This window comes from Amycolatopsis sp. NPDC089917 (genome assembly GCF_040684635.1).
GTDB lineage: Bacteria > Actinomycetota > Actinomycetes > Mycobacteriales > Pseudonocardiaceae > Amycolatopsis.
This window is the reverse complement of record NZ_JBFBGL010000020.1, coordinates 54,702-75,576: the sequence shown is the minus strand read 5'-3', so window position 1 is coordinate 75,576 and position 20,875 is coordinate 54,702. Positions and strand designations below refer to the sequence as shown.

Sequence of the window (20,875 nt, the reverse complement as noted above, 5' to 3'; positions counted from 1 at the left end):
CACCGTTTCAGGAATGACTCTGCGCCTGGGACCCCTGTTGAGACATGTCGACGCGACCTCCGCGACGGTGTGGGTCGAGACCGGCACCGCGAGTGAGGTCGAAGTCCTCGGGACGACCGCGAGGACTTTCGAAATCCGGGGCCATCACTACGCGTTGCTGGTGCTGACCGGCCTCGAACCCGGATCGAGCGTCGAGTACGAAGTGCGCGTGGACGGCGAAAAGGTGTGGCCGCTGGAGGATTCCGCGTTCCCGCCGAGCCGCATCCGGACGCTGCCCGAGGAGGAGTCGCGGGTCCGGCTGGTGTTCGGCTCCTGCCGCAAACCCCACGACGGCGACTCCTTCGGCCCGGACGCGCTGGCCGCGTACGCCCGCCGGATGGCCGCGGGCGAGGAAACCGAATGGCCGCAGGCGCTGCTGATGCTGGGCGATCAGGTTTACGCCGACGAGACCACCGACGAGACCCAGGAGTGGCTCGCCCGCCGTCGCGACACGTCGGAGCCGCCGGGGACCGAGGTCAAGGATTTCGAGGAGTACACCCACCTCTACTTCGAGGCCTGGGGCGAGCCGGCGATCCGCTGGCTGCTGTCCACCGTGCCGACGTCGATGATCTTCGACGACCACGACGTCCGCGACGACTGGAACACCTCCTACACCTGGCAGAAGCAGATGCGCGCGCAGCCGTGGTGGAAGGAGCGCCTGCGCGGCGCGATCATGACCTACTGGGTGTACCAGCACCTCGGGAATCTCGGCCCCGCCGAACTCGCCGAGGACGAGACCTTCCAGAAGGCCATCACCTCCGGCGGTGACAACGCGGACCTGCTCACCGCGTATGCCGACGAGGCCGACAACGAACGCGACGGCACCAAAGGCGCGCGCTGGAGTTACCGCCGCGACTTCGGCGGGGTGCGGCTCCTGGTCATCGACAGCCGGGCGGGCCGGATCCTCGCGGGCGGCACGCGGTCGATGGTCGACGACGACGAGTTCGAGTGGATCGAGGAGAACGCCGCCGCCCCGTGCGACCACCTGCTCATCGGGTCCTCGCTGCCGTGGCTGCTGCCTCCGGTCATCTCCCACCTGCAGTCGCTCAACGAACGTGCCTGCGACCGGCCCGGATGGCGAGGGCGGCTCGCGGAGAAGATCCGGCAGGCCGCGGACCTCGAACACTGGGCGGCGTTCCGGGCCTCGTTCGAGCGGCTGTCCGCGATGATCGCCCGCGAAGGACGGCGGGACGAACCACCGGCCACCATCGCGGTGCTCTCCGGCGACGTCCACCACGCCTACATCGCCGAGGCGCGCTATCCCGAACCGGTGACCTCGGCGGTCTTCCAGCTCACCTGCTCCCCGGTCCACAACGCCATGCCGCGTCCGCTCCGGCTCGCGTTCGCCGCCACCTGGTCGTCCGCGGTGGCGTCGCTCGCGCGCCGGTGGGCGACCCGCGGCGGTGTCGGACCCGATCCGCTCACCTGGTCCAAACTGTCCGGGCCGCATTTCGGCAACGTCATCTCCACGGTCGAGGCCGAGGGCAGATCCGCCGTCACGACGATCGAACAGGCCACCGAAGACGGGCTCGTCGAGGTGGCCAGGCAGAGGCTGGCTTGAGCCGGTTTCGCGCTGGGTAATATCGCCGCGTGACCACCTCTGCCGAAACACTCGAGTTCCAGTCGGAGGCACGTCAGCTCCTGCAGCTGATGATCCACTCGATCTACTCGAACAAGGACACCTTCCTGCGGGAACTGGTGTCCAACGCCTCCGACGCACTGGACAAGCTCCGCCTCGAAGCGTTCCGCGACAAGGAACTCCAGGCGGATACCGACGATCTCCACATCGAGATCGACACCGACCCCGAAAAGCGCACCCTCACCGTGCGGGACAACGGAATCGGGATGAGCCGGGACGACGTCGTCGCGTTGATCGGCACGATCGCGAAATCCGGCACCGCCGAATTCCTGAAGAAGCTGAAGGAAACGAAGGATTCCGCGGCCTCGCAGGATCTGATCGGCCAATTCGGCATCGGTTTCTACGCCAGCTTCATGGTGGCCGACAAAGTCACGCTGCTGACGCGCCGCGCGGGATCGGACGAAGGCGTCCGGTGGGAATCCGAAGGCGAAGGCACGTACACCATCGAGACGGTCCCGGACCTGCCGCAGGGCACGTCGGTCGTCCTGCACCTCAAGCCCGAGGACGCCGAAGACCAGCTCTTCGACTACACCTCGGCGACCAAGATCAAGCAGATCGTCAAAAAGTACTCGGACTTCATCACCTGGCCGATCCGGATGACCGAGGGCGAAGAGACCGCCACGGTCAACTCGATGAAGGCGCTGTGGGCCCGTTCCTCCAGCGACGTCACCGAAGACGAGTACAACGAGTTCTACAAGCACGTCGCGCACGACTGGAACGACCCGCTGGAGACGATCCGGCTCCAGGCCGAGGGCACCTTCGAGTACCAGGCGCTGCTGTTCCTGCCGGGGCACGCGCCGCTCGACCTGTTCATGCGGGAGCGCAAGCGCGGCGTCCAGCTGTACGTGAAGCGCGTCTTCATCATGGACGACTGCGAAGCGCTGATGCCGGAGTACCTGCGCTTCGTGAAGGGCGTCGTCGACGCGCAGGACCTCTCGCTCAACGTCTCGCGCGAGATCCTGCAGCAGGACCGGCAGATCCAGCTGATCCGCCGTCGCCTGGTGAAGAAGGTCCTCTCGACCGTCAAGACCATGATGGCGGACGAGAACCCGTACAAGTACGAGACGTTCTGGAAGGAGTTCGGCCGGGCCGTCAAGGAAGGCCTGCTGGACGACCACGAGAACCGCACCGCGATCCTCGACATCTGCTCGTTCGCCTCGACGAATGACCCGGAGAAGCCGACTTCGCTGCGCGACTACGTCGAGCGGATGAAGGACGGCCAGGAGCACATCTACTACCTGACCGGTGATTCGCGGCAGAGCATCGAGAACTCCCCGCATCTGGAAGCCTTCCAGGCCAAGGGGTACGAGGTGCTCGTGCTCACCGACCCGATCGACGAGATGTGGGTCGACGCCGTCTCCGGCTACGAGGAGAAGCAGTTCCAGTCGGTCGCGAAGGGCGAGGTCGAACTCGACTCCGACACCACCGACGAGCAGAAGGAAGAGTTCTCCGGCCTGCTGACCTGGCTGACCACGACCCTCGGGGAGCAGGTCAAGGAGGTCCGGCTCTCGTCGCGGCTGACGACGTCGCCCGCCTGCATCGTCGGCGACACGAACGACCTCACCCCGACGCTGGAGAAGATGTACCGCGCGATGGGCCAGGAAATGCCGCAGATCAAGCGGATCCTGGAACTCAACCCGGGCCACCCGCTGGTCTCCGGGCTGCGGTCCGCGTTCGCTTCGCAGGGTGAGAACGACGGGCTCGCGGAGACCGCGGAACTGCTTTACGGCATGGCTCTGCTGGCCGAGGGCGGGGAACTGGGCGACCCCGCCCGCTTCACCAAACTCCTGGCCACGCACCTCGAGAAGACCCTGTAGTAGTTCCGTGAAGGACTCCTTGAGGGACCCAGAGTCCCTCAAGGAGTCCTTCACGGACTGCTACGGCCGGGTCCGCCAGAGGACCAGGATGAAGTAGGGCGTCCCGACCATGGCGATGACCAGGCCTGCCGGGATCTGGGCGGGCGCGATGACCGTCCGCCCCAGGGTGTCCGCGACGCTCACCAGCACCGCTCCGAGCGCCGTGGCCACCGGGATGACCCGGCCGTGCCGTCCGCCGACCAGCGACCGCGCCAGATGCGGCGCGACCAGCCCGACGAACGCGACGACGCCGATCGCGGACACCGCGGTGGCCGCCAGGATCCCGGAAGCCCCCAGCATCACCAGCCTCGACCGTTCGATCCGCATCCCGAGCACGCGCGGGGTGTCTTCGTCGAGGGCGTGCAGGTCCAGTTCGCGGTGCTTGACCCACAACAACGGCGTCAGCGCGACGAGCGCCAGTGCCACCGGCGCGATCTGTTCCAGCGTGCGGCCGTAGGTCGATCCGGAAAGCCAGGTGAGCGCCTTGGCCGAGTTCCACGGGTCGGAGACGACGATCAGCAGCGTGATCAGCGCCATCCCGGCCGACCAGACCGCGATGCCGATGATCACCAGCCGGTCCGAATCCAGCCCCGACCGCCACGCCAGCCCGTAGACCAGCAGGAACACGATCGCCGCGCCGAGACCGGCGGCACCGGCGATCGCCCACGCGCCGACCGCGGGGACGATGGTGATCAGCGTGATCGCGCCGAGCCCGGCGCCCGCGGTGATGCCGAGCAGACCGGGTTCGGCGAGCGGGTTGCGGCTGACCGACTGGATCCCGCAGCCGGACACCGCCAGCGCGGCACCGGCGAGCAGCGCGGCCAGCACGCGCGGAAGTCGTTGGTCCAGCACGAAAGTGAGCGCGGTCCCGGTGTCGCCGGTGACCCAGTTCGCGAGATCGCCGAGCAGCACCATCCGGTCGCCCAGCATCAGTCCCGCCACCGGGACGACGACGAGCAGCACGGCCAGGGCGACGGAGATCGTCACGAGCCGCCGCGTCGATCCGGCGACCCCGACGCGTCCCGCCGGCGCCGGACGCCGCGAACCACTGGCCCGGCCGCGCCGTGCCAGCCACACCATCACGACGGCGCCGACGATCGTCGTCACCACCCCGGTCGGCACGCGCACGGCGGCGGCCGACCCCATGATCGCCCGCAGGACGACGTCGGCGCCGAGCACCGTCACCACACCGACCAGCCCGGACACCGGCAGCAGCGCGCGATGTTTGGCGATCGGCAGCAGCAGCCGCGTGATCACCGGCGCGCTCAGCCCGACGAACCCGACCGGCCCGGCGACGGTCACCGCCGCCGCGGTCAGCGCGACGGTCAGCACGACCGCGCTGACCCGCGTCCGGCGGACTCGCAGGCCGAGCACGGTCGCGTTGTCGTCGCCGAGGGCGAGGACGTCGAGTTTGCGGCCCATCGCGATGAGCGCCGCCACGGCGATCACCACGATCGGCGCCATCTGCCCGGTCGCGCGCAGATCGGACACGGTGAGCGAGCCGCTGCCCCAGGCGAACAGCCCGGACGTCTCCTGCTCGAACATGAGCAGCAGCAGGATGGTCACCGACTGGACCGCCAGCAGCACCGCCGAGCCGACGAGCACCAGCCGCGGGCTCGCGGATCCGCCGCCCGCCAGGCCCAGCACGATGACGGCCGCGGCGAGCCCGCCCACGAACGCCGCGCCGCCGACCGGGACGAGCGGCAGCGAAAGCCCGAACGCGGAAATGGCCACCACGGCGAAATGCGCGCCCGCGTTGACCGCGAGCGTGTCCGGCGAGGCGAGCGGGTTGCGGGCCACGGACTGCATGCCCGCGCCCGCGACGCCGAGCGCGACCCCGAGCAGCAACGCGGCGAGCAGCCGGGGGACGCGCGAACCCTCCAGTACGGCGAGGGTTTGCGCGTCCCCGTGACCGAAGATCGCCTTCACCACGTCCAGCGGACCGGACGTCGAAGTGCCCTGGGTCAGGTGGATGCCGGCGAGGACGGCGATCAGCACCACCAGTCCCGTCGACACCACGGCGGTGCGGATCGTCTGCGGCGACCGCACTGTTTCGACGAGTCCTCGGCGGGAAGAAGTACCTCGGACCTTGGTGGTCATCAGGCGGTGATGGCCTTCACGATCTGGTCGGCGGTGCCGATGACCGACTTCGGCCCGCCGAAGGTCCACGTGCCGGATTCCAGCTTGTGGATCTTCTTCGACACCACGAACGGCAGCCGCTGGTAGACGGCGTTCTGCGCGAGCCCGGTGGTGAACACGTCCTCTTCGGACGCGCTGTAGAACAGGACGGTCTTCGGGTCGGTGATCGCGGTCAGGCCCTCGACGTCGGTCTGGCCGAGACCCCACTGCGGGTCGACCTTGCCGGTCCAGACGTTCTTGAGACCGACGGCCTCGGCGGTGTCGGAGACCAGCGAGCCCTTGCCGAACGGGCGGATACTGACGGTGCTGCCTTCGAGGTAGCCGTCGGCCATCAGGAACGGGGTGCCCGCGGCGCCCTTGCCCTCGACGGCCTTCTTGCCCTCGGCGAGTTTGGCGTCCATTTCGGACAGTTGCTTGTCCGCCTCGGCCTCTTTGCCGACCGTCTTGGCGATCAGCTTGAAGTCCTCGCGCAGCCGGTCGAAGTTCCGGGCCGCGTCGCTGGACTTGGTGACCACGACCGGCACGTACTTCTCGATCTGCGGTACCAGGGTCGAGTCGCGTTCGTCGGCGATGATGACGACGTCGGGGTTCAGCCCGACGATCGCGTCGACGCTGGGCTCGTTGCGCTTGCCGACGTCCTTGACCTCCGCGGTCAGCGGAACGGCCTTGTCCCAGACGTTGTAGCCCGCGACGTCCGCGGCCCCGACCGGCATGACACCGAGCGACGCGACCATCTCGGCCTCGCCCCACTCGAGCGCGACGACGCGCTTGGCGGGAGCCTTGAGGTTGACGGCCTTGCCGCGCGCGTCGGTCACCGTGACCGGTCCGCTCGCGGCGGCGGACTCGCTCGGCGCGGCCGCCGTGTTCTCGGTGGTGCCGCAGGCGGAGAGCAGCAAGGCCGTCGCCGCGAAGAGGGCGGCGGTGGTTGGCAAACGCATGGGTTCTTCCTGGTTTTCTCAGGCGGGCCTGGGCGAATGCCGCCCGAGTGGCCTGCAGTGGATCGCGCCCGTCACCGGGTCGTTCGCGACGTGGACGGTGACGCCGTAGGCCTGGGAGAGGTACTCGGTGGTGAGCACCTGCCCGATGTCACCCGTGGCCACGATGGTTCCCTCGCACAGCAGCACGACCTCGTCGGCGATGATCGCCGCGTGGTCGAGGTCGTGCAGCACCACGCCGACCGCGACGCCTTCGTTGGCCAGATCGCGGACGACGTCGAGGATCTCGACCTGATAGCGCAGGTCGAGATGGTTGGTGGGCTCGTCCAGCAGCAGCACGGAGGTCTGCTGGGCGAGACAGGACGCGAGCCAGACGCGCTGGAGCTCGCCGCCGGACAGTTCGTCGACGCCGCGTTCGGCCATCGGCGTCACCCCGGTCAGCTCCATCGCGCGGCGGATCGCGGCGGCGCCGTCGACGTCGACCCCGCGCCAGCCCGAGCGGTACGGGTACCGGCCGTAGGAGACGACGTCGCGTACGGACACCCCGCTCGGCGTGGGCCGGTGCTGGGTCAGCAACGTGACCTGGCGGGCGAACTCCTTGCCGGACAACGCGTTCCCGCCCCAGACGGGGCGTTCGCGCAGCTGGACGTTGCCTTCGCGGGGCTTGTGCAGCCGCGCCAGCGAACGCAGGAGCGTCGACTTGCCGGAGCCGTTCGGCCCGACCAGCGCGGTGACCGTGCCGGCGCGCAGCGACAGGGACACGCCGTCCACCACGGCCCGCTCTTGGTGCGCGAGCACCAGGTCATGGCCGGTGAGCAGCGCGTCTTCCGTAGACATGAGGGGAGCCTAACCTAATGATCCGGTCATCCCCATGTCGCGAGAGACACAGAGCGCGGGGTGATTGTCCGGTTACCCGGCCCGCGCGACTTCCCGGCGTCGCCTGGCCAGCCGTTTCCCGACGATCCCGTGCCGCGGCCCGAACAGGTACACCAGCGTGAACCCGGCGCCCTGCACCAGCACGATCATCCCGCCGGACGCGGTGTCGAGGTGGTAGCTCAGGTACAGCCCGGTCACCGCCGCGAGCACCGAGAACGACGGCGCGATCACGAGCATGCGGCCGAACCGGTCGGTCAGCAGGTACGCCGTCGCGCCGGGGATGATCAGCATCGCCACCACCAGGATCACGCCGACCACCTGCAAGGCCACCACCGCGGTCAGCGCGAGGAGCCCGAGCAGCGCGGCGCCGAGCACCCGCGGGTTCAGGCCGAGGGCGTGCGCGTGCGTGGGATCGAAGGCGTACAAGGTGAAATCGCGGCGCTTGAGCACCAGCAGGGTGAGCGTGATCGCGCCGAGGACGGCGATCTGGATCAGATCCGAGGTGTCGACGCCGAGCAGGTTGCCGAAGATGATGTGGTTCAGGTCGGTCTGGCTCGGCGTCACCGAGATCAGCACGAGGCCGAGCGCGAACAGCGTGGTGAACACGATGCCGATCGCGGCGTCCTCCTTGACGCGGCTGGTGTCGCGGACGACGCCGATCAGGGCCACGGCGAGGAACCCGAAGACGACGGCGCCCAGCGCGAAGGGCGCGCCGAGGACGTACGCGAGCACGACGCCGGGCAGCACCGCGTGCGAGACCGCGTCGCCCATCAGCGACCAGCCGATCAGCACCAGCCAGCACGAGAGCACCGCGCAGACCGCGGACGCGATCACCGTGGAGGCCAGGGCCCGCACCATGAAGTCGTAGCTCAGCGGTTCGAGGAACAGGTCGTAGAGGTTCACGCGGGTTCCTCTTCCCGTTGCAGGACGTCGAGTCCGAAGGCCAGCGCGAGGTTCTCGGGCCGGAGCACCTCGCCGGGGGAGCCGTGCGCGAGCACCTTGCGCATCAGCAGGATCGCCTCGTCGGCGAGACCGGGCAGCGCGTGCAGGTCGTGCGTGGAGATCAGGACCGCCGCGCCGTCGGCCGCGAGTTCCTTGAGCAGCCGGGTGATCGTCGCTTCGGATCGCTTGTCCACGCCCGCGAACGGCTCGTCCAGCAGCAGGACCCGGGCGCCCTGGGCGATACCGCGCGCGACGAACGCGCGTTTGCGCTGCCCGCCGGACAGCTGGCCGATCTGCCGTCCGGCGAGTTCGGTCAGCTCGACCCGTTCCAGCGCCTCGTCGACGGCCTCGTGATCGGCGCGGCGCGGCCGCCGGGTGAAGCCGAGACGCCCGTAGCGGCCGGTCATCACGACGTCGGCCACCGACAGCGGGAACGACCAGTCGACGTCCTCGCTCTGCGGCACGTAACCGATCGCGCCGGTCTTGCGGGCGAGGGCGGGCGTGCCGCCGTCGACCCGGACCGTGCCGCTGTCCGGGCGGACCATGCCCATGATCGTCTTGAACAGGGTCGACTTGCCGGAGCCGTTCATCCCGACCAGACCGCAGACGCGGCCGTGTTCGAGCGTGACGTCGACACCGTCGAGCGCGAGGACGTCGCCATAATGGACGGTGACGCCTTCGACGCGGATCGCGGCGGTCACGGCTTCGCTCCGGTGAGGCCGGCCACGATCGTCTTCGCGTCGTGGCGGATGAGGTCGAGGTACGTCGGCACCGGACCATCGGGACCGGACAGGGAATCGACGTAGAGGACACCGCCGAACGCGGCGCCGGTCGCGGAGACGACCTGGCGCATCGGCGCGTCGGAGACGGTCGACTCGCAGAACACCGCGGGGACCTTGTTCTCCTTGACGAACCCGATCGCGCGGGTGATCTGCTGCGGCGTGGCCTGCTGTTCGGCGTTGACCGCCCAGATGTACCGCTCGGTGAGGCCGGTGTCGCGCGCGAGGTAGGAGAAGGCGCCCTCGCAGGTGACCAGCGCGCGCTCGTTCTTCGGCAGCCCGTTCAGCGCGCCGGCCATCTCGTCCTGGACCGCCTGCAGTTTCGCCTTGTAGGCGTCGCCGTTCGCCTTGAACACGGCGGCGTCGCCCGAGGAGACCTCGCTGAACGCCTTGACCATGTTGTCCACGTAGATCCCGACGTTCTTCGGCGACATCCACGCGTGCGGATTCGGCTTGCCCTGGTAGGAGTCCTCGCCGATGGCGATGGGCTGGACGCCTTCGCTGACCACCTTGTGCGGCGCGTCGCTCTCCTTGACGAAGCGCGCGAACCACGCCTCCAGGTTCAGTCCGTTGTCGAGGATCAGGTCGGCCTTCGCGGCCTTCTTGATGTCGTCCGGGGTGGGCTCGTAACCGTGGATCTCGGCGCCGGGTTTGGTGATCGACTCGACCCTGAGCTTGTCGCCCGCGACGTTCGCCGCGACGTCCGCCAAGACCGTGAACGTGGTCAGCACCACGGGCCGCTTGTCGTCCGCGCCGCCGGCGGGACCGCCGCACGCGGAAAGGACGAGCGCCGACGCGGCCAGCCCGCAGACGGCCTTGAAAAGATTCGCCATCCCGTGAGTCTAGAGTTCGGTGCGCCGAACTTCCAACTCTCGTGTGCCTTAAATCTCCGTGGCCGTCCGGTCCCGCTCCTTCACGGCCTCCAGCAGGAGCTGGGAGACGTCGCGCACGGTGACGTTCTCGCCACGCTGCTCGCTCTGCCGCTGGACGAGACCGTCGTTCAGCATCACGCGGCAGAACGGGCAGCCGGTGACGATCGTTTCGGCGTCCGTGCCGAGCGCTTCGTCGACGCGTTCGAGGTTGATGCGCTTGCCGATCTGCTCCTCCATCCACATACGCGCGCCACCGGCGCCGCAGCAGAGGGAGCGGTCGGCGTGGCGGGGCATCTCGCTGAGCGTGGCGCCGGTCGCGCCGACGAGTTCGCGCGGCGGTTCGTAGACCTTGTTGTGGCGGCCGAGGTAGCACGGGTCGTGATAGGTCACCGGGCCGGCGTCGACCGGTTTGACCGGCGTCAGCTTGCCCGCTCGGACCAGCCGGTTCAGCAGTTGCGTGTGGTGCAGGACCTCGTAGTGCCCGTCCAGTTGCGGGTACTCGCGGCCGAGCGTGTTGAGGCAGTGCGGGCAGGTGGTGACGATCTTGCGCGTGCCCGGTTCACGGCCTTCGAACACCGCGTTCAACGTCTCGACGGTCTGCTGCGCGAGCATCTGGAAGAGGAACTCGTTGCCGGACCGGCGGGCCGGGTCGCCGGTGCAGGACTCGTCGGTGCCGAGGATCGTGTACTCGACCCCGGCGAGATGCAGCAGCTCCGCGGTGGCGCGGACGGTTTTGCGGGCGTTGTCGTCGAACGCGCCCGCGCAGCCGACCCAGTAGACGTACTCGACGTCGTCGGCGAGGTCGCCGTCGAAGATCGGTACCTCGAAGCCGAGGTCCTTCGTCCAGGCGAGCCGGTCGGAGTTGTTCTGGCCCCAAGGGTTCCCCTTGGTTTCGAGGTTCTTGAACAGCACGCCGAGCTCGCTCGGGAAGGCCGACTCGATCATCACCTGATAGCGGCGCATGTCCACGACGTGGTCGACGTGCTCGATGTCGACCGGGCACTGCTCGACGCACGCGCCGCAGGTGGTGCAGGACCAGAGGACGTCGGGATCGATCACGCCGCCCTCGTTCTTGGCCCCGACGAGCGGACGCTCTTCCGAAGTCTCCTTGCCGTCGAGGATGTAAGGGGCGCTGTCGAAGAGGTGGTCGCGCAGATCCATGATCAACAGCTTGGGGGACAACGGTTTCCCGGTGTTCCACGCCGGGCACTGCGATTGGCACCGGCCGCATTCGGTGCACGTGGCGAAGTCGAGCATGCCCTTCCAAGTGAAGTCCTCGATCTTGCCGCGGCCGAACGTGTCGTCCTCGCCCGGATCCTCGAAGTCGATCGGCTTTCCGCCGGACTCCATCGGCAGCAACGGGCCGAGCGCGTCCGGGAGCCGTTTGGCCGTGACGTTGACCGGCGCCAGGAAGATGTGGAGGTGCTTGGAGTAGAGCACGATCGACAGGAACGCCAGCATCACGCCGATGTGCAGCAGCAGCCCGACGGTCTCCAGCGGCTCGGTGACCGGAAGTCCCAGCGGTTCGAGGAGTTCGCCGACACCGAGGGAGACCCACGCGCCCGACTCGTACGGGAAGACGCCGACCGCCGCCGACGCGCCCCGGAAGAGGAACATCGTCCAGATCACGGTGAAGATCATGAACAGGATCAGCCAGGCGCCCCCGGTGTGCGATCCGAAGAACCGGGAAGCGCGGTCTTTGCGTTCGGGTGCCTGGCGGATCCGGATGACCGCGAAGACCGCGAGCGAGACGAGCACCGCGACCGCGATGAAGTCCTGGAGGAAACCCAGGACCGTCCAGTGCCCGATGAGCGGGATGTGGAAGTCGTGGTCGAACAGGGCGCCGTACGCCTCGACGTAGACCGAGCCGAGGATCACGAAACCCCAGAACGTGAACAGATGCGCGACCCCGGGGACGGACCACTTGAGCAGTTTGCGCTGTCCGAAGACCTCGGCCAGATGCGTTTTCGCGCGGACGGCCATGGCGTCGGAGCGTTTCTCGTCCGGCTGGCCGGACCGGATCAGTTTGGCGAGCCAGACGGCGCGGCGGGCGGCGAACGCGAGGCCGGCGACGGTGATGAGCAGACCGAGGATGAGACGAACGAGCACGAGCCCTCCGGGGGAGAATCGGCTCAGTGAGAGCCGGTGTAGTACCGGCACGCCTTGCAGGCGTACCGCATTTTGGCCACTCGCCACCGTTTTCGGTAGGCCTCGAGATGTCCCGGCCGTGGCGGATGCACGCCGAGTCTGTGGTGACGGCGGATCCGCCGTCCCGCTTCGAAGAGTTCGGTCGCCAGGCCGAGATAAGCGCGCCTGAGCGCGATCCCGGCGTCCGTGCCCGCGTGGTCGCGGCAGAATCTGTGCAGGAGCGCGAGATCCGGCAGCCCGGGGGTGCTCGCGCCGGGGAGGTGCTCCACGACACCGAGGCCGGGATGTCCGGCGGGAAGGGAGAACCGGGCGGGGAGTCCACAATGGACGCAGGTGAGCGTGCAGCTCAGGCATCGGGTGACGTGGCGGATCCGCCGTTCGCGCTGATCCCCGTCGATCGTCTCGCGAACGTGCCAACCCAAGGGAGCCTCCAAGACCGTGGTGTGTCCTGTGTCACTCTCAATACTGGAGAGTAGGGCCCGCTCGTGTGGTGCGACAGGTCCAACCGGATGGCTTCCGGGCCGCCGGTCGGCGTAACGCTGGGCACCCGCCCGCGCACCGATCACGCGAGTTCCGGCTTCCGTCACGTCACTCGCGACTGACCGTGCCAAGCCGGCGGTTTCGCGTGACGGGACGGACGACACGTGTGATCCGATGGACGACACGCGTGCTTGGAGGGACGACACGCGCGCGGCCAGGTCCTGCCGCGAGTCGTCCGGCTGGACACAGGTGTCGTCCATCGGATCACGGGTGTCGTCCATTCAGTCACGCGAGACCGCCCCGCACGCTTCCGCGCACCGTGACCCACTCGTAGCCGAAAACGATCCGCCCGGCGTCACGCGCTGGTTATAGTCCTGACTCGGGGTAATGGGGGAGGGAACGACGGCGATGGGCGGGTTCGTCACCGCGGCTCTGGGGTTCCCGGCCGTGCTCTTCAGCTTCCTGCTGATCGTGGTGATCGGCTACTGGCTGCTGGCACTGCTCGGCGCCATCGACACCGACGACGCCGTCGACTTCGACGGTGGAGACGGGCTCCTCGCGGGCTTCGGCGGGGTCCCACTGTCCATTTCGCTCTCTCTGCTGATCGCATTCACCTGGTTCGCCAGCCTGGCAGGAACGGTTCTACTCGATGATCTGGAGCTTTCGACGCCATCGAGGTTCGGGTTCGGGGTCGGCGTGCTCGCCGTCGCGCTCGTCCTCGGCACACTCGGGACGAGGGTGATCGTGGTGCCACTGCGCCGGGTATTCGGCCCCGCGAAGGAGCCGAGCAGGCGGGACTTCGTCGGTCGCGCCGCCGTCATCCGCACTTCGTCGGTGACCCACGACTTCGGCCAGGCCGAGGTCGCCGCCGCCGACGGGTCGACGGCCATTGTGGACGTTCGGCAGGCGGGTCAAGGCAACCTGACGGCGGGCAGCCGCGTAGTTCTCTATGACTACGACTCCGAAGGCGAGTTCTTCTGGGTCGAGTCCTTGGACATCTGAAGCAGAAAAGGAACACTATGGGTGCCATCAGCGTGGGGGCCGGCGTACTGATCGCCGTGATAGTTGTCATCCTCCTGGTCTTGCTCTTCACGATCACCAGGTTGTTCAAAAAGGTGCCGCAGGGGAAGGCGCTGATCATCTCGAAGGTCCGCCGCGTCGACGTGACGTTCACCGGCGCGATCGTCCTGCCGGTGCTGCACAAGGCCGAGATCATGGACACCTCGGTCAAGGCCATGGAGATCACCCGCACCGGCCGCGAAGGCCTGATCTGCCGGGACAACATCCGCGCCGACATCCGGATCTCGTTCTTCGTCCGGGTCAACAAGACCGTCGAGGACGTGATCAAGGTCGCGCAGGCGATCGGCACCGAACGCGCCAGCCACGAGGCGACGCTGCAGGAACTGTTCAACGCCAAGTTCTCCGAGGCGCTGAAGACCGTCGGCAAGCAGCTGGACTTCGTCGATCTCTACACCAAGCGTCACGAGTTCCGCGACCAGATCATCCGTGTCATCGGCACCGACCTCAACGGGTACAGCCTGGAGGACGCGGCCATCGACTACCTCGAGCAGACGCCGATGGCGCAGCTCGACTCCGCGAACATCCTCGACGCGCAGGGCATCCGCAAGATCACCGAGCTGACCGCGATCGAGCACGTGCGCACCAACGAGTTCCGCCGCAGCGAGGAAAAAGAGATCACCCGCCAGAACGTGGACGCCAAGGAGGCGATCCTCGAACTGGAGCGGCGGCAGGCCGACGCCGAGATCAAGCAGCGCCGCGAGGTCGAGACCATGCGGGCGCGCGAAGAGGCCGAGATCGCCAAGGTCCAGGCGGAGGAGCGGCTCAAGTCGCAGGCCGCCGGACTGCGCACCGACGAGCAGCTCGGCATCCAGCACCAGAACCAGCAGCGGGAGATCGAGGTCGCGGGCAAGAACCGCGAGCGCGTCATCGCCATCGAGAGCGAGCGCATCGAAAAGGACAGGCTGCTGGAGGTCATCGGCCGCGAACGCGAGACCGAGCTGTCCCGCATCGCCAAGGACAAGGAAGTCGAGACCGAGAAGCGGTCCATCGCCGAGGTGATCCGCGAGCGGATCGCGGTCGAGAAGACCGTGGCGGAGCAGGAAGAGAACATCAAGAAGCTCCGCGTCGTCGAAGAGGCGCAGCGTCAGCGCGAGACCACCATCATCCGGGCCGAGGCGGAGGCGCAGGAGAACCTCGTCAAGGACATCAAGGCCGCGGAAGCCGCCGAGGCGGCCGCCAAGCACAAGGCCCGCGAGGAACTGACGCTGGCCGAGGCTCGCCAGCAGGCCGCCGAGCTGGAGACCCGCGCGAAGATCCGCCTGGCCGAAGGCATCCAGGCCGAGGAGGCCGCCGTCGGCCTCGCCGCGGCGCAGGTCAAGGAACGCGACGCCGACGCGCTGGAGAAGGTCGGCCGGGCCGAGGCGATCGTCGAACGCGAGAAAGCGGTCGTGCTCGCCGACGCGATGCGCGACAAGCTCAAGGGCGAGGCCGAAGGTCTCACCGAGAAGGCCGCCGCGATGGCCGCCCTCGACAGCGCCAGCCGTGAGCACGAGGAGTACCGCCTGCGCCTGGAGGCCGAGAAGGAGATCCGGCTCGCCGCGCTCAACGTCCAGCGCGAGGTCGCCGAGGCACAGGCCACGGTGCTCGGCATCGGGCTGGAGAAGGCCGACATCGACATCGTCGGCGGCGAGACGATGTTCTTCGAGAAGGTCATCGGCTCGATCGGGCTCGGCAAGAGCGTCGACGGCTTCGTCGAGCACTCGGACGTCGTCCAGACGCTCGGGAAGTCGTGGCTCGACGGCACCGGCAGCTTCACCGACGACATCGGCAAGCTGCTCGGTTCGGTGAGCACGGAGGACGTGAAGAACCTGACGCTGTCGGCCTTCCTGGCCAAGCAGCTGCAGGCGGGCGGCCCGGACAGCGGCAAGGTGCAGGAACTGCTGGCCATGGCGCAGCGGCTCGGCCTGGCCGACAAGTCCGTCGCCGCCCTCGCGCCCGCGAAGCAGTGACGGCGACCGAACCGGCGGCGGGAGCTGAGCAGCTGGACGCGGGCACCTACGAGGTGCTCCGTGCCCGGCTCGCCGCGCAGGCCGCCGAACTGGCGAAACGCGCGGACGAGCTCAACACCGCCCGGCTCGGGGTCTTCGGCAGCGCGCAGCTCGCGCTGATCGGCACGGAACGGATCCGCACCGCGAACAACTGCGTGCCGCGGGACGTCGTGTCGGTCGGCGGGCGGATGTTGTTCGGCTACAACGTCTTCATCGGGCTCAAACCCGAGACGACGGTCGACGACGTCTTCTCGCTGCACGGCTTCAGCCATGACGACGAAGCCTTCCGCTTCGACGACGTGCCCGCCGAGGAACTGCCGGGCCTGTTGCGTGACGAGCAGTTCGTCCGCGACTTCGCCGAGCTGTACCGCTACTACCGGCAGGCGAAGCTGCTGCAACTGCGCCGGGTCGAGGGCAAACTGCTCGCGGTGTTCCAGATCGGCCCGCGGACCGAGGACATCCGCGTGCTGCGCTGGGGCGTCGCCGCCGACGGCGCGGTGTCCTATGTGGACAGCCGGGGTGAACGCGACCACGTCTTCCCGCCGTCGCACGACTTCGAATGGATCGAGACCAGCCGCGAGCAGCACGTGCTCGGCAGGCATCCGCATATCTCGATCGAGGACGAGGTGTTCGTCGAGACCGTCGGCGGCAACCTGACGATCAAGGTCGAGAACAACACCGAGACCGGCGAGGGCGTCTACTCCGAACCGGTCGACGAGCCGTTGCAGAGCCTGGCCGACGCCGAGGTGTCCTACGCCAGGATCGGCCCGCTGATCCTGCTGCGGATGCTGCCGTACAAGGAGACCGAGCACCGGTACCTGGTGTTCAACACCCGCACCCGCGACGTGGTGCGCCTCGACGGGATCGGGCAAGCCTGCCAGCGGCTGCCCGAGGACCACGGCATCATCTTCCCCGGCGGCTACTACCTCGACACGGGCGTCAGCAAGACGTTCGACACCACGGTGGACGAGCTCGAATTCGAGCGCGTGATCCGCTCGCCCAACGGGGAGGACGTGCTCTACGTCTTCCACGCGCGGGCCGAGGGCCGCTCGCTGCTGCTGCCGTACAACGTGATCCGCAAAGAGGTCTCGAACCCGATCCCGTGCCACGGGTACTCGCTGTTCGACGACGGCACGATGGTGCTGTTCCGTGCGCTGTCCGACGAGCCGAGCCGGGTGCACCCGATGCAGGTGTGGCGGACGCCGTTCCACTCGGACACGTACGCCGCGTCGCAGCCGGCCGGGACGGGCCCGCTGGAGCGGGTCGGCAACGCCGATCTGGTCCGGGGGATCTCCGACTGCCTGTCGATCGGCCGGATGGTCGGCGAGATGGCGCCGTCGGCGGCGGTGTTCGAGGCGCTGATCGCCGCGTGCGCCAGGGTTTTCGATCACTACCACTGGCTCGGCGAGTCCGAACTGGGTGATCTGCGGACGCCGTTGTCGGATGTCCGGATCACCGCGGAGCAGGTGCTCGACGAGTTCGAGACGGTCACCTCGCTCACCGCTCAGGCGGCCGAAGCCGTCGAAGAGGCGGCCGCCGAAACCGCGTCGCTCGTGCGGAAGGTGCGCGGCGAGGCGCTGAACGCGGCCGACGCGTGGGTGCGCAGGCTCGCCGAGATGCACCGCGCGCGAGGGCATCTCGTCACCGTGCGGGAGCTGCGGTACGTCGACATCGACCGGGTCGACAAGGTGATCGCCGACCTGGACACGGAATTCGGCGAGGCCGCGCAGCGGGCCGTCCGGTTCCTCCAGGGCGAGGACGCGTTCACGAGCTACCACGCCGAGGTCGACAGGCTGATCGAGGCCGCGGGCACGATCTCCACCGTCGCGGAGGCGGTTCCGGTCGCCGAGCAGCTGGACGAACAGTCCGGCGGGCTCGAAGTCCTCACCGACGTCGTCGGCGGGCTGGAGATCGCGGACGCCGTGGTGCGGACGAAGATCCTCGAACGCGTCGGCGAGGTCATCGGCGCGGTCAACCGCGCCCGGGCCACCCTCGACGCGCGGCGCAAGGAGCTGCTGGAGACCGAGGGCCGGGCGGAGTTCGCCGCCGAGTTCGCGCTGCTCGCGCAGGCCATCACCGGCGGGCTCGCGGTCGCGGACACCCCGGACCGCTGCGACGAGCAGCTCGGCCGGTTGCTGCTGCAGCTGGAAAACCTCGAATCGCGGTTCGGTGAGTTCGACGACTTCCTGGTGCCGCTGGGGGAGAAGCGCACCGACGTCTACGAGGCGTTCTCCTCGCGCAAGCAGGCGTTGCTCGACGAGCGGGCGCGGCGCGCGGACAGGCTGGTCGATTCGGCCGAACGGATCCTGACGAGCGTCACGCGCCGGGTCGGCACGCTCGGCTCGGTCGACGAGATCAACACCTACTTCGCCTCCGATCCGATGGTCGCGAAGCTGCGCAGCGTCGTCGCCGAACTGCGTGACCTCGGCGACCAGGTGCGCGCCGAAGAGCTCGAAGGCCGGGTCAAGGCCGCCCGCCAGGAAGCGGGCCGCGCGCTGCGGGACAGGCTCGACCTCTACGGCGAGGGCGGGGAGACGATCCGCCTGGGCCGCAACACCTTCGCGGTCAACACCCAGGACATCGACCTCACGCTGGTGCCGCACGACGGCGGGATGAAGTTCGCGATCACCGGGACCGACTACCGCTCGCCCGTGCGCGACGAGTCGTTCGAGGCGACGCGGCCGTACTGGGATCAGCTGCTGGTCTCGGAGTCGCCCGAGGTCTACCGCGCCGAGTACCTGGCGACGTCGATCCTGGCCGAACAGCCGGAGTTGCCGGAGACGGACCTGCTGGACGTCGTCCGGCGCGCGGCGGGAGACCGCTACGACGAGGGTTACGCGCGCGGTGTGCACGACCACGACGCCGCCGCGATCCTGGCGGCGCTGCTGCGCCTGCGTTCCGCCGCCGGATTGCTGCGATACCCGCCCGCCGCGAGGGCCGCCGCTCAGTTGTTCTGGGCCTTCGGTGTCGAAGAGGCCGCGAAGTCCGCCTGGACGACGCGTGCCGCGTCGCTCGCGCGCGTGCGGGAGGCGTTCGGCCACACCACGGCGATCGACTCGCTGGCGGGCGAGTTCACCGAGGCGATGGCCGCGTTCGCCGCGTCGTCCGGGCTGACGCTGGACCTCGAACTCGCCGGTGAGTACCTGTTCGAGGAACTCGCCGACGCGTCGCCGGGATTCGTCACCAGCGGTGGCGCACGCGCGCTGCTCGACAAGTTCCGGCTCGACCGCCGGAGCTTCGCCGAAGACCTGCGTGCCCTCGAAGATCTGGCGGATCGCCACCAGCTCGCCGAAGCCTGGCTTTCGTCCTTTGTGGATTCGGCGGGGATTCCGGGCGACGAACTGGCCGAGGCCGTCGCGATGGAACTCGCCGATTTGCCGCGCTACGACTCCTCGGCGGACCTTTCGGCCACTGTGGACGGTCTGCTCGGCGCGCATCCGCGGATCGTCAACCGTTCGCTGACTTTGCGGCTCGACGAGACGCTGGCCAGGACGCGGCGGTTCCGGCGTGACCGGGTGCCGGGTTTCCGCGCGTACCAGCGGCAGCGCAACGAACTCGTGGCGGCCGAACGGGACAGGCTGCGGCTGGCCGAGTACAAGCCGAAGGTGATGAGCGCCTTCGTGCGCAACAGGTTGCTCGACGAGGTCTATCTGCCGCTGATCGGCGACAACCTCGCCAAGCAGCTCGGCGCGACAGGCGATGCCCGGCGCACCGACCAGTCCGGTCTGCTGCTGTTGATCTCGCCGCCCGGGTACGGCAAGACGACGCTCATGGAGTACGTCGCGAGCCGTCTCGGCCTGGTGTTCGTCAAGGTGAACGGCCCGGCGCTCGGGCACGAGGTCACGTCGGTGGATCCGGCGGACGCGCCCAACGCGACCGCGCGGCAGGAGGTCGAGAAGATCTCGTTCGCGCTGGAGCAGGGCAACAACGTGCTGCTGTATCTGGACGACATCCAGCACACTTCGCCGGAGCTGCTGCAGAAGTTCATTTCGCTGTGCGACGCGCAGCGGCGGATGGAAGGCGTGTGGGAAGGCCGCACGCGGACCTATGACCTGCGGGGCAAGCGGTTCGCGGTCTGCATGGCCGGTAACCCGTACACGGAGCAGGGGAAGCGGTTCCGGATCCCGGACATGCTCGCCAACCGCGCGGACGTGTGGAACCTCGGCGACGTGCTTTCGGGCAAGGAAGAGCTGTTCGCGCTGAGTTATATCGAGAACTCGCTCACCGCGAACACCGTGCTGGCGCCGCTGGTTTCGCGGGAACGGTCCGATGTGGACGTTCTCGTGCGGCTGGCCCGCGGCGACGGCGCCGTCCGGGCGGATCAGCTGAAACACGCCTACTCGGCGACCGAACTGGAACAGATCCTCGCCGTACTCCGGAAACTGATCCAGGTGCAGCGGATCGTCCTGAAGAACAACCAGGCGTACATCGCTTCGGCCGCGCAAGCGGACGCGTCCCGGGTCGAACCGCCGTTCCAGCTGCAGGGTTCGTACCGGAACATGACCAAGCTCGCCGGCCGGATCGTGCCCGCGATGAACGACGCCGAACTGGAAGCGCTGATCGACGACCACTACGCCGGCGAGGCGCAGACGCTCACGTCGGGCGCGGAGGCGAACCTGCTGAAGCTGGCCGAATTGCGCGGACGGCTGAGCGCTTCGGAGGCGCAGCGATGGGCGGACGTCAAGGCGGCTTACCTGCGGGCGCAGGCGCTGGGCGGAGAGGACGAGGACCCGATGAGCCGCGCGGTCGGTGCCGTGGGGCTGCTGGCTGATCGGGTCGGCGCGGTGGAGGCGGCCATCGAACGGGCTTCGGAACGGATGGTCGTTCGGGACGTGATGTAGCTGCGGTGCCAGGTCCGTGAAGGCCTCCTTGAGGGACCCAGGGTCCCTCAAGGAGGCCTTCACGGACATTCAGGACGTGACCCGGAGTTGGCCGGGCGGCCGATCGATAGATCCCAGGATTTGGGAGCCGGCAAGGCTTTTCGCAATACCGGGGACATCTCCAGGCAACAAAACGGCCCAAAAGTGGGCCATGCCACCCGCCTGAGGGACGATGTTCACTCGATCAGGTGGTGCATAGCGGACAAATCACCAGTTTCCTGG

General features: G+C 68.3%; 13 protein-coding genes. 5 read left to right on the top strand and 8 right to left on the bottom strand.

Annotated elements, in window-relative coordinates; all coding sequences use genetic code 11:
• Positions 1-13 precede the first annotated feature (13 nt).
• Together AB0N89_RS17020 and htpG are read left to right on the top strand one after the other, a co-directional pair.
• Positions 14-1,600 (top strand): alkaline phosphatase D family protein, encoded by a 1,587-nt coding sequence (locus AB0N89_RS17020; protein ID WP_364205313.1) that lies wholly within the window; start codon positions 14-16, stop codon positions 1,598-1,600.
• A gap of 29 nt (positions 1,601-1,629) precedes the next feature.
• Complete coding sequence (gene htpG / locus AB0N89_RS17015; RefSeq protein WP_364205311.1) at positions 1,630-3,495, top strand: molecular chaperone HtpG; 1,866 nt, start codon at positions 1,630-1,632, stop codon at positions 3,493-3,495.
• A 60-nt stretch (positions 3,496-3,555) separates the two neighbouring features.
• On the opposite strand, the gene AB0N89_RS17010 is transcribed toward htpG, so the two are convergent.
• The 8 genes from AB0N89_RS17010 to AB0N89_RS16975 all read right to left on the bottom strand — a co-directional run bounded on the left by AB0N89_RS17010 (position 3,556) and on the right by AB0N89_RS16975 (position 12,647).
• Positions 3,556-5,634 carry an iron ABC transporter permease gene (locus AB0N89_RS17010; RefSeq protein WP_364205309.1) on the bottom strand — a complete coding sequence of 693 codons (2,079 nt, stop codon included), beginning with the start codon at positions 5,632-5,634 and terminating at the stop codon, positions 3,556-3,558.
• Entirely contained in the window at positions 5,634-6,611 is a 978-nt protein-coding gene (locus AB0N89_RS17005; RefSeq protein WP_364205307.1) for an iron-siderophore ABC transporter substrate-binding protein, read from the bottom strand. Before AB0N89_RS17005 ends, AB0N89_RS17010 begins: the two co-directional genes overlap by 1 nt.
• 18 nt (positions 6,612-6,629) lie before the next feature.
• Positions 6,630-7,445 carry an ABC transporter ATP-binding protein gene (locus tag AB0N89_RS17000; RefSeq protein ID WP_364205306.1) on the bottom strand — a complete coding sequence of 272 codons (816 nt, stop codon included), beginning with the start codon at positions 7,443-7,445 and terminating at the stop codon, positions 6,630-6,632.
• 72 nt (positions 7,446-7,517) lie between these two features.
• Complete coding sequence (locus AB0N89_RS16995) at positions 7,518-8,387, bottom strand: metal ABC transporter permease (RefSeq protein ID WP_364205304.1); 870 nt, start codon at positions 8,385-8,387, stop codon at positions 7,518-7,520.
• On the bottom strand, positions 8,384-9,127 hold the full coding sequence (locus AB0N89_RS16990) for a metal ABC transporter ATP-binding protein (RefSeq protein WP_364205302.1): 744 nt from the start codon (positions 9,125-9,127) through the stop codon (positions 8,384-8,386). Before AB0N89_RS16990 ends, AB0N89_RS16995 begins: the two co-directional genes overlap by 4 nt.
• Positions 9,124-10,038, bottom strand: a complete 915-nt coding sequence (locus tag AB0N89_RS16985) for a metal ABC transporter substrate-binding protein (RefSeq protein ID WP_364205300.1) — start codon at positions 10,036-10,038, stop codon at positions 9,124-9,126. Before AB0N89_RS16985 ends, AB0N89_RS16990 begins: the two co-directional genes overlap by 4 nt.
• 48 nt (positions 10,039-10,086) lie before the next feature.
• Positions 10,087-12,186: a (Fe-S)-binding protein gene (locus AB0N89_RS16980; RefSeq protein ID WP_364205298.1), complete on the bottom strand. Its 2,100-nt coding sequence runs from the start codon at positions 12,184-12,186 to the stop codon at positions 10,087-10,089.
• 23 nt (positions 12,187-12,209) lie between these two features.
• Entirely contained in the window at positions 12,210-12,647 is a 438-nt protein-coding gene (locus AB0N89_RS16975; RefSeq protein ID WP_364205297.1) for a hypothetical protein, read from the bottom strand.
• 466 nt (positions 12,648-13,113) lie between these two features.
• On the opposite strand from AB0N89_RS16975, the gene AB0N89_RS16970 reads away from it, so the two are divergent.
• The 3 genes from AB0N89_RS16970 to AB0N89_RS16960 are packed head-to-tail and all read left to right on the top strand — an operon-like array spanning position 13,114 to position 20,614.
• Positions 13,114-13,707, top strand: coding sequence for a hypothetical protein (locus tag AB0N89_RS16970; RefSeq protein WP_364205405.1), 594 nt, complete (start codon positions 13,114-13,116; stop codon positions 13,705-13,707).
• A 17-nt stretch (positions 13,708-13,724) separates the two neighbouring features.
• Complete coding sequence (locus AB0N89_RS16965; RefSeq protein ID WP_364205295.1) at positions 13,725-15,734, top strand: flotillin family protein; 2,010 nt, start codon at positions 13,725-13,727, stop codon at positions 15,732-15,734.
• Positions 15,731-20,614 (top strand): DNA repair ATPase, encoded by a 4,884-nt coding sequence (locus tag AB0N89_RS16960; RefSeq protein WP_364205293.1) that lies wholly within the window; start codon positions 15,731-15,733, stop codon positions 20,612-20,614. Before AB0N89_RS16965 ends, AB0N89_RS16960 begins: the two co-directional genes overlap by 4 nt.
• The last annotated feature ends 261 nt before the right edge of the window (positions 20,615-20,875 follow it).

Bases quoted from the DNA above. Each gene is read 5' to 3' on its own strand.
- AB0N89_RS17020 (WP_364205313.1), top strand. From the start codon at position 14: ATGACTCTGCGCCTGGGACCCCTGTTGAGACATGTCGACGCGACCTCC.
- AB0N89_RS17010 (WP_364205309.1), bottom strand. From the start codon at position 5,634: ATGACCACCAAGGTCCGAGGTACTTCTTCCCGCCGAGGACTCGTCGAA.
- AB0N89_RS17005 (WP_364205307.1), bottom strand. From the start codon at position 6,611: ATGCGTTTGCCAACCACCGCCGCCCTCTTCGCGGCGACGGCCTTGCTG.
- AB0N89_RS17000 (WP_364205306.1), bottom strand. From the start codon at position 7,445: ATGTCTACGGAAGACGCGCTGCTCACCGGCCATGACCTGGTGCTCGCG.
- AB0N89_RS16985 (WP_364205300.1), bottom strand. From the start codon at position 10,038: ATGGCGAATCTTTTCAAGGCCGTCTGCGGGCTGGCCGCGTCGGCGCTC.
- AB0N89_RS16970 (WP_364205405.1), top strand. From the start codon at position 13,114: ATGGGCGGGTTCGTCACCGCGGCTCTGGGGTTCCCGGCCGTGCTCTTC.
- AB0N89_RS16965 (WP_364205295.1), top strand. From the start codon at position 13,725: ATGGGTGCCATCAGCGTGGGGGCCGGCGTACTGATCGCCGTGATAGTT.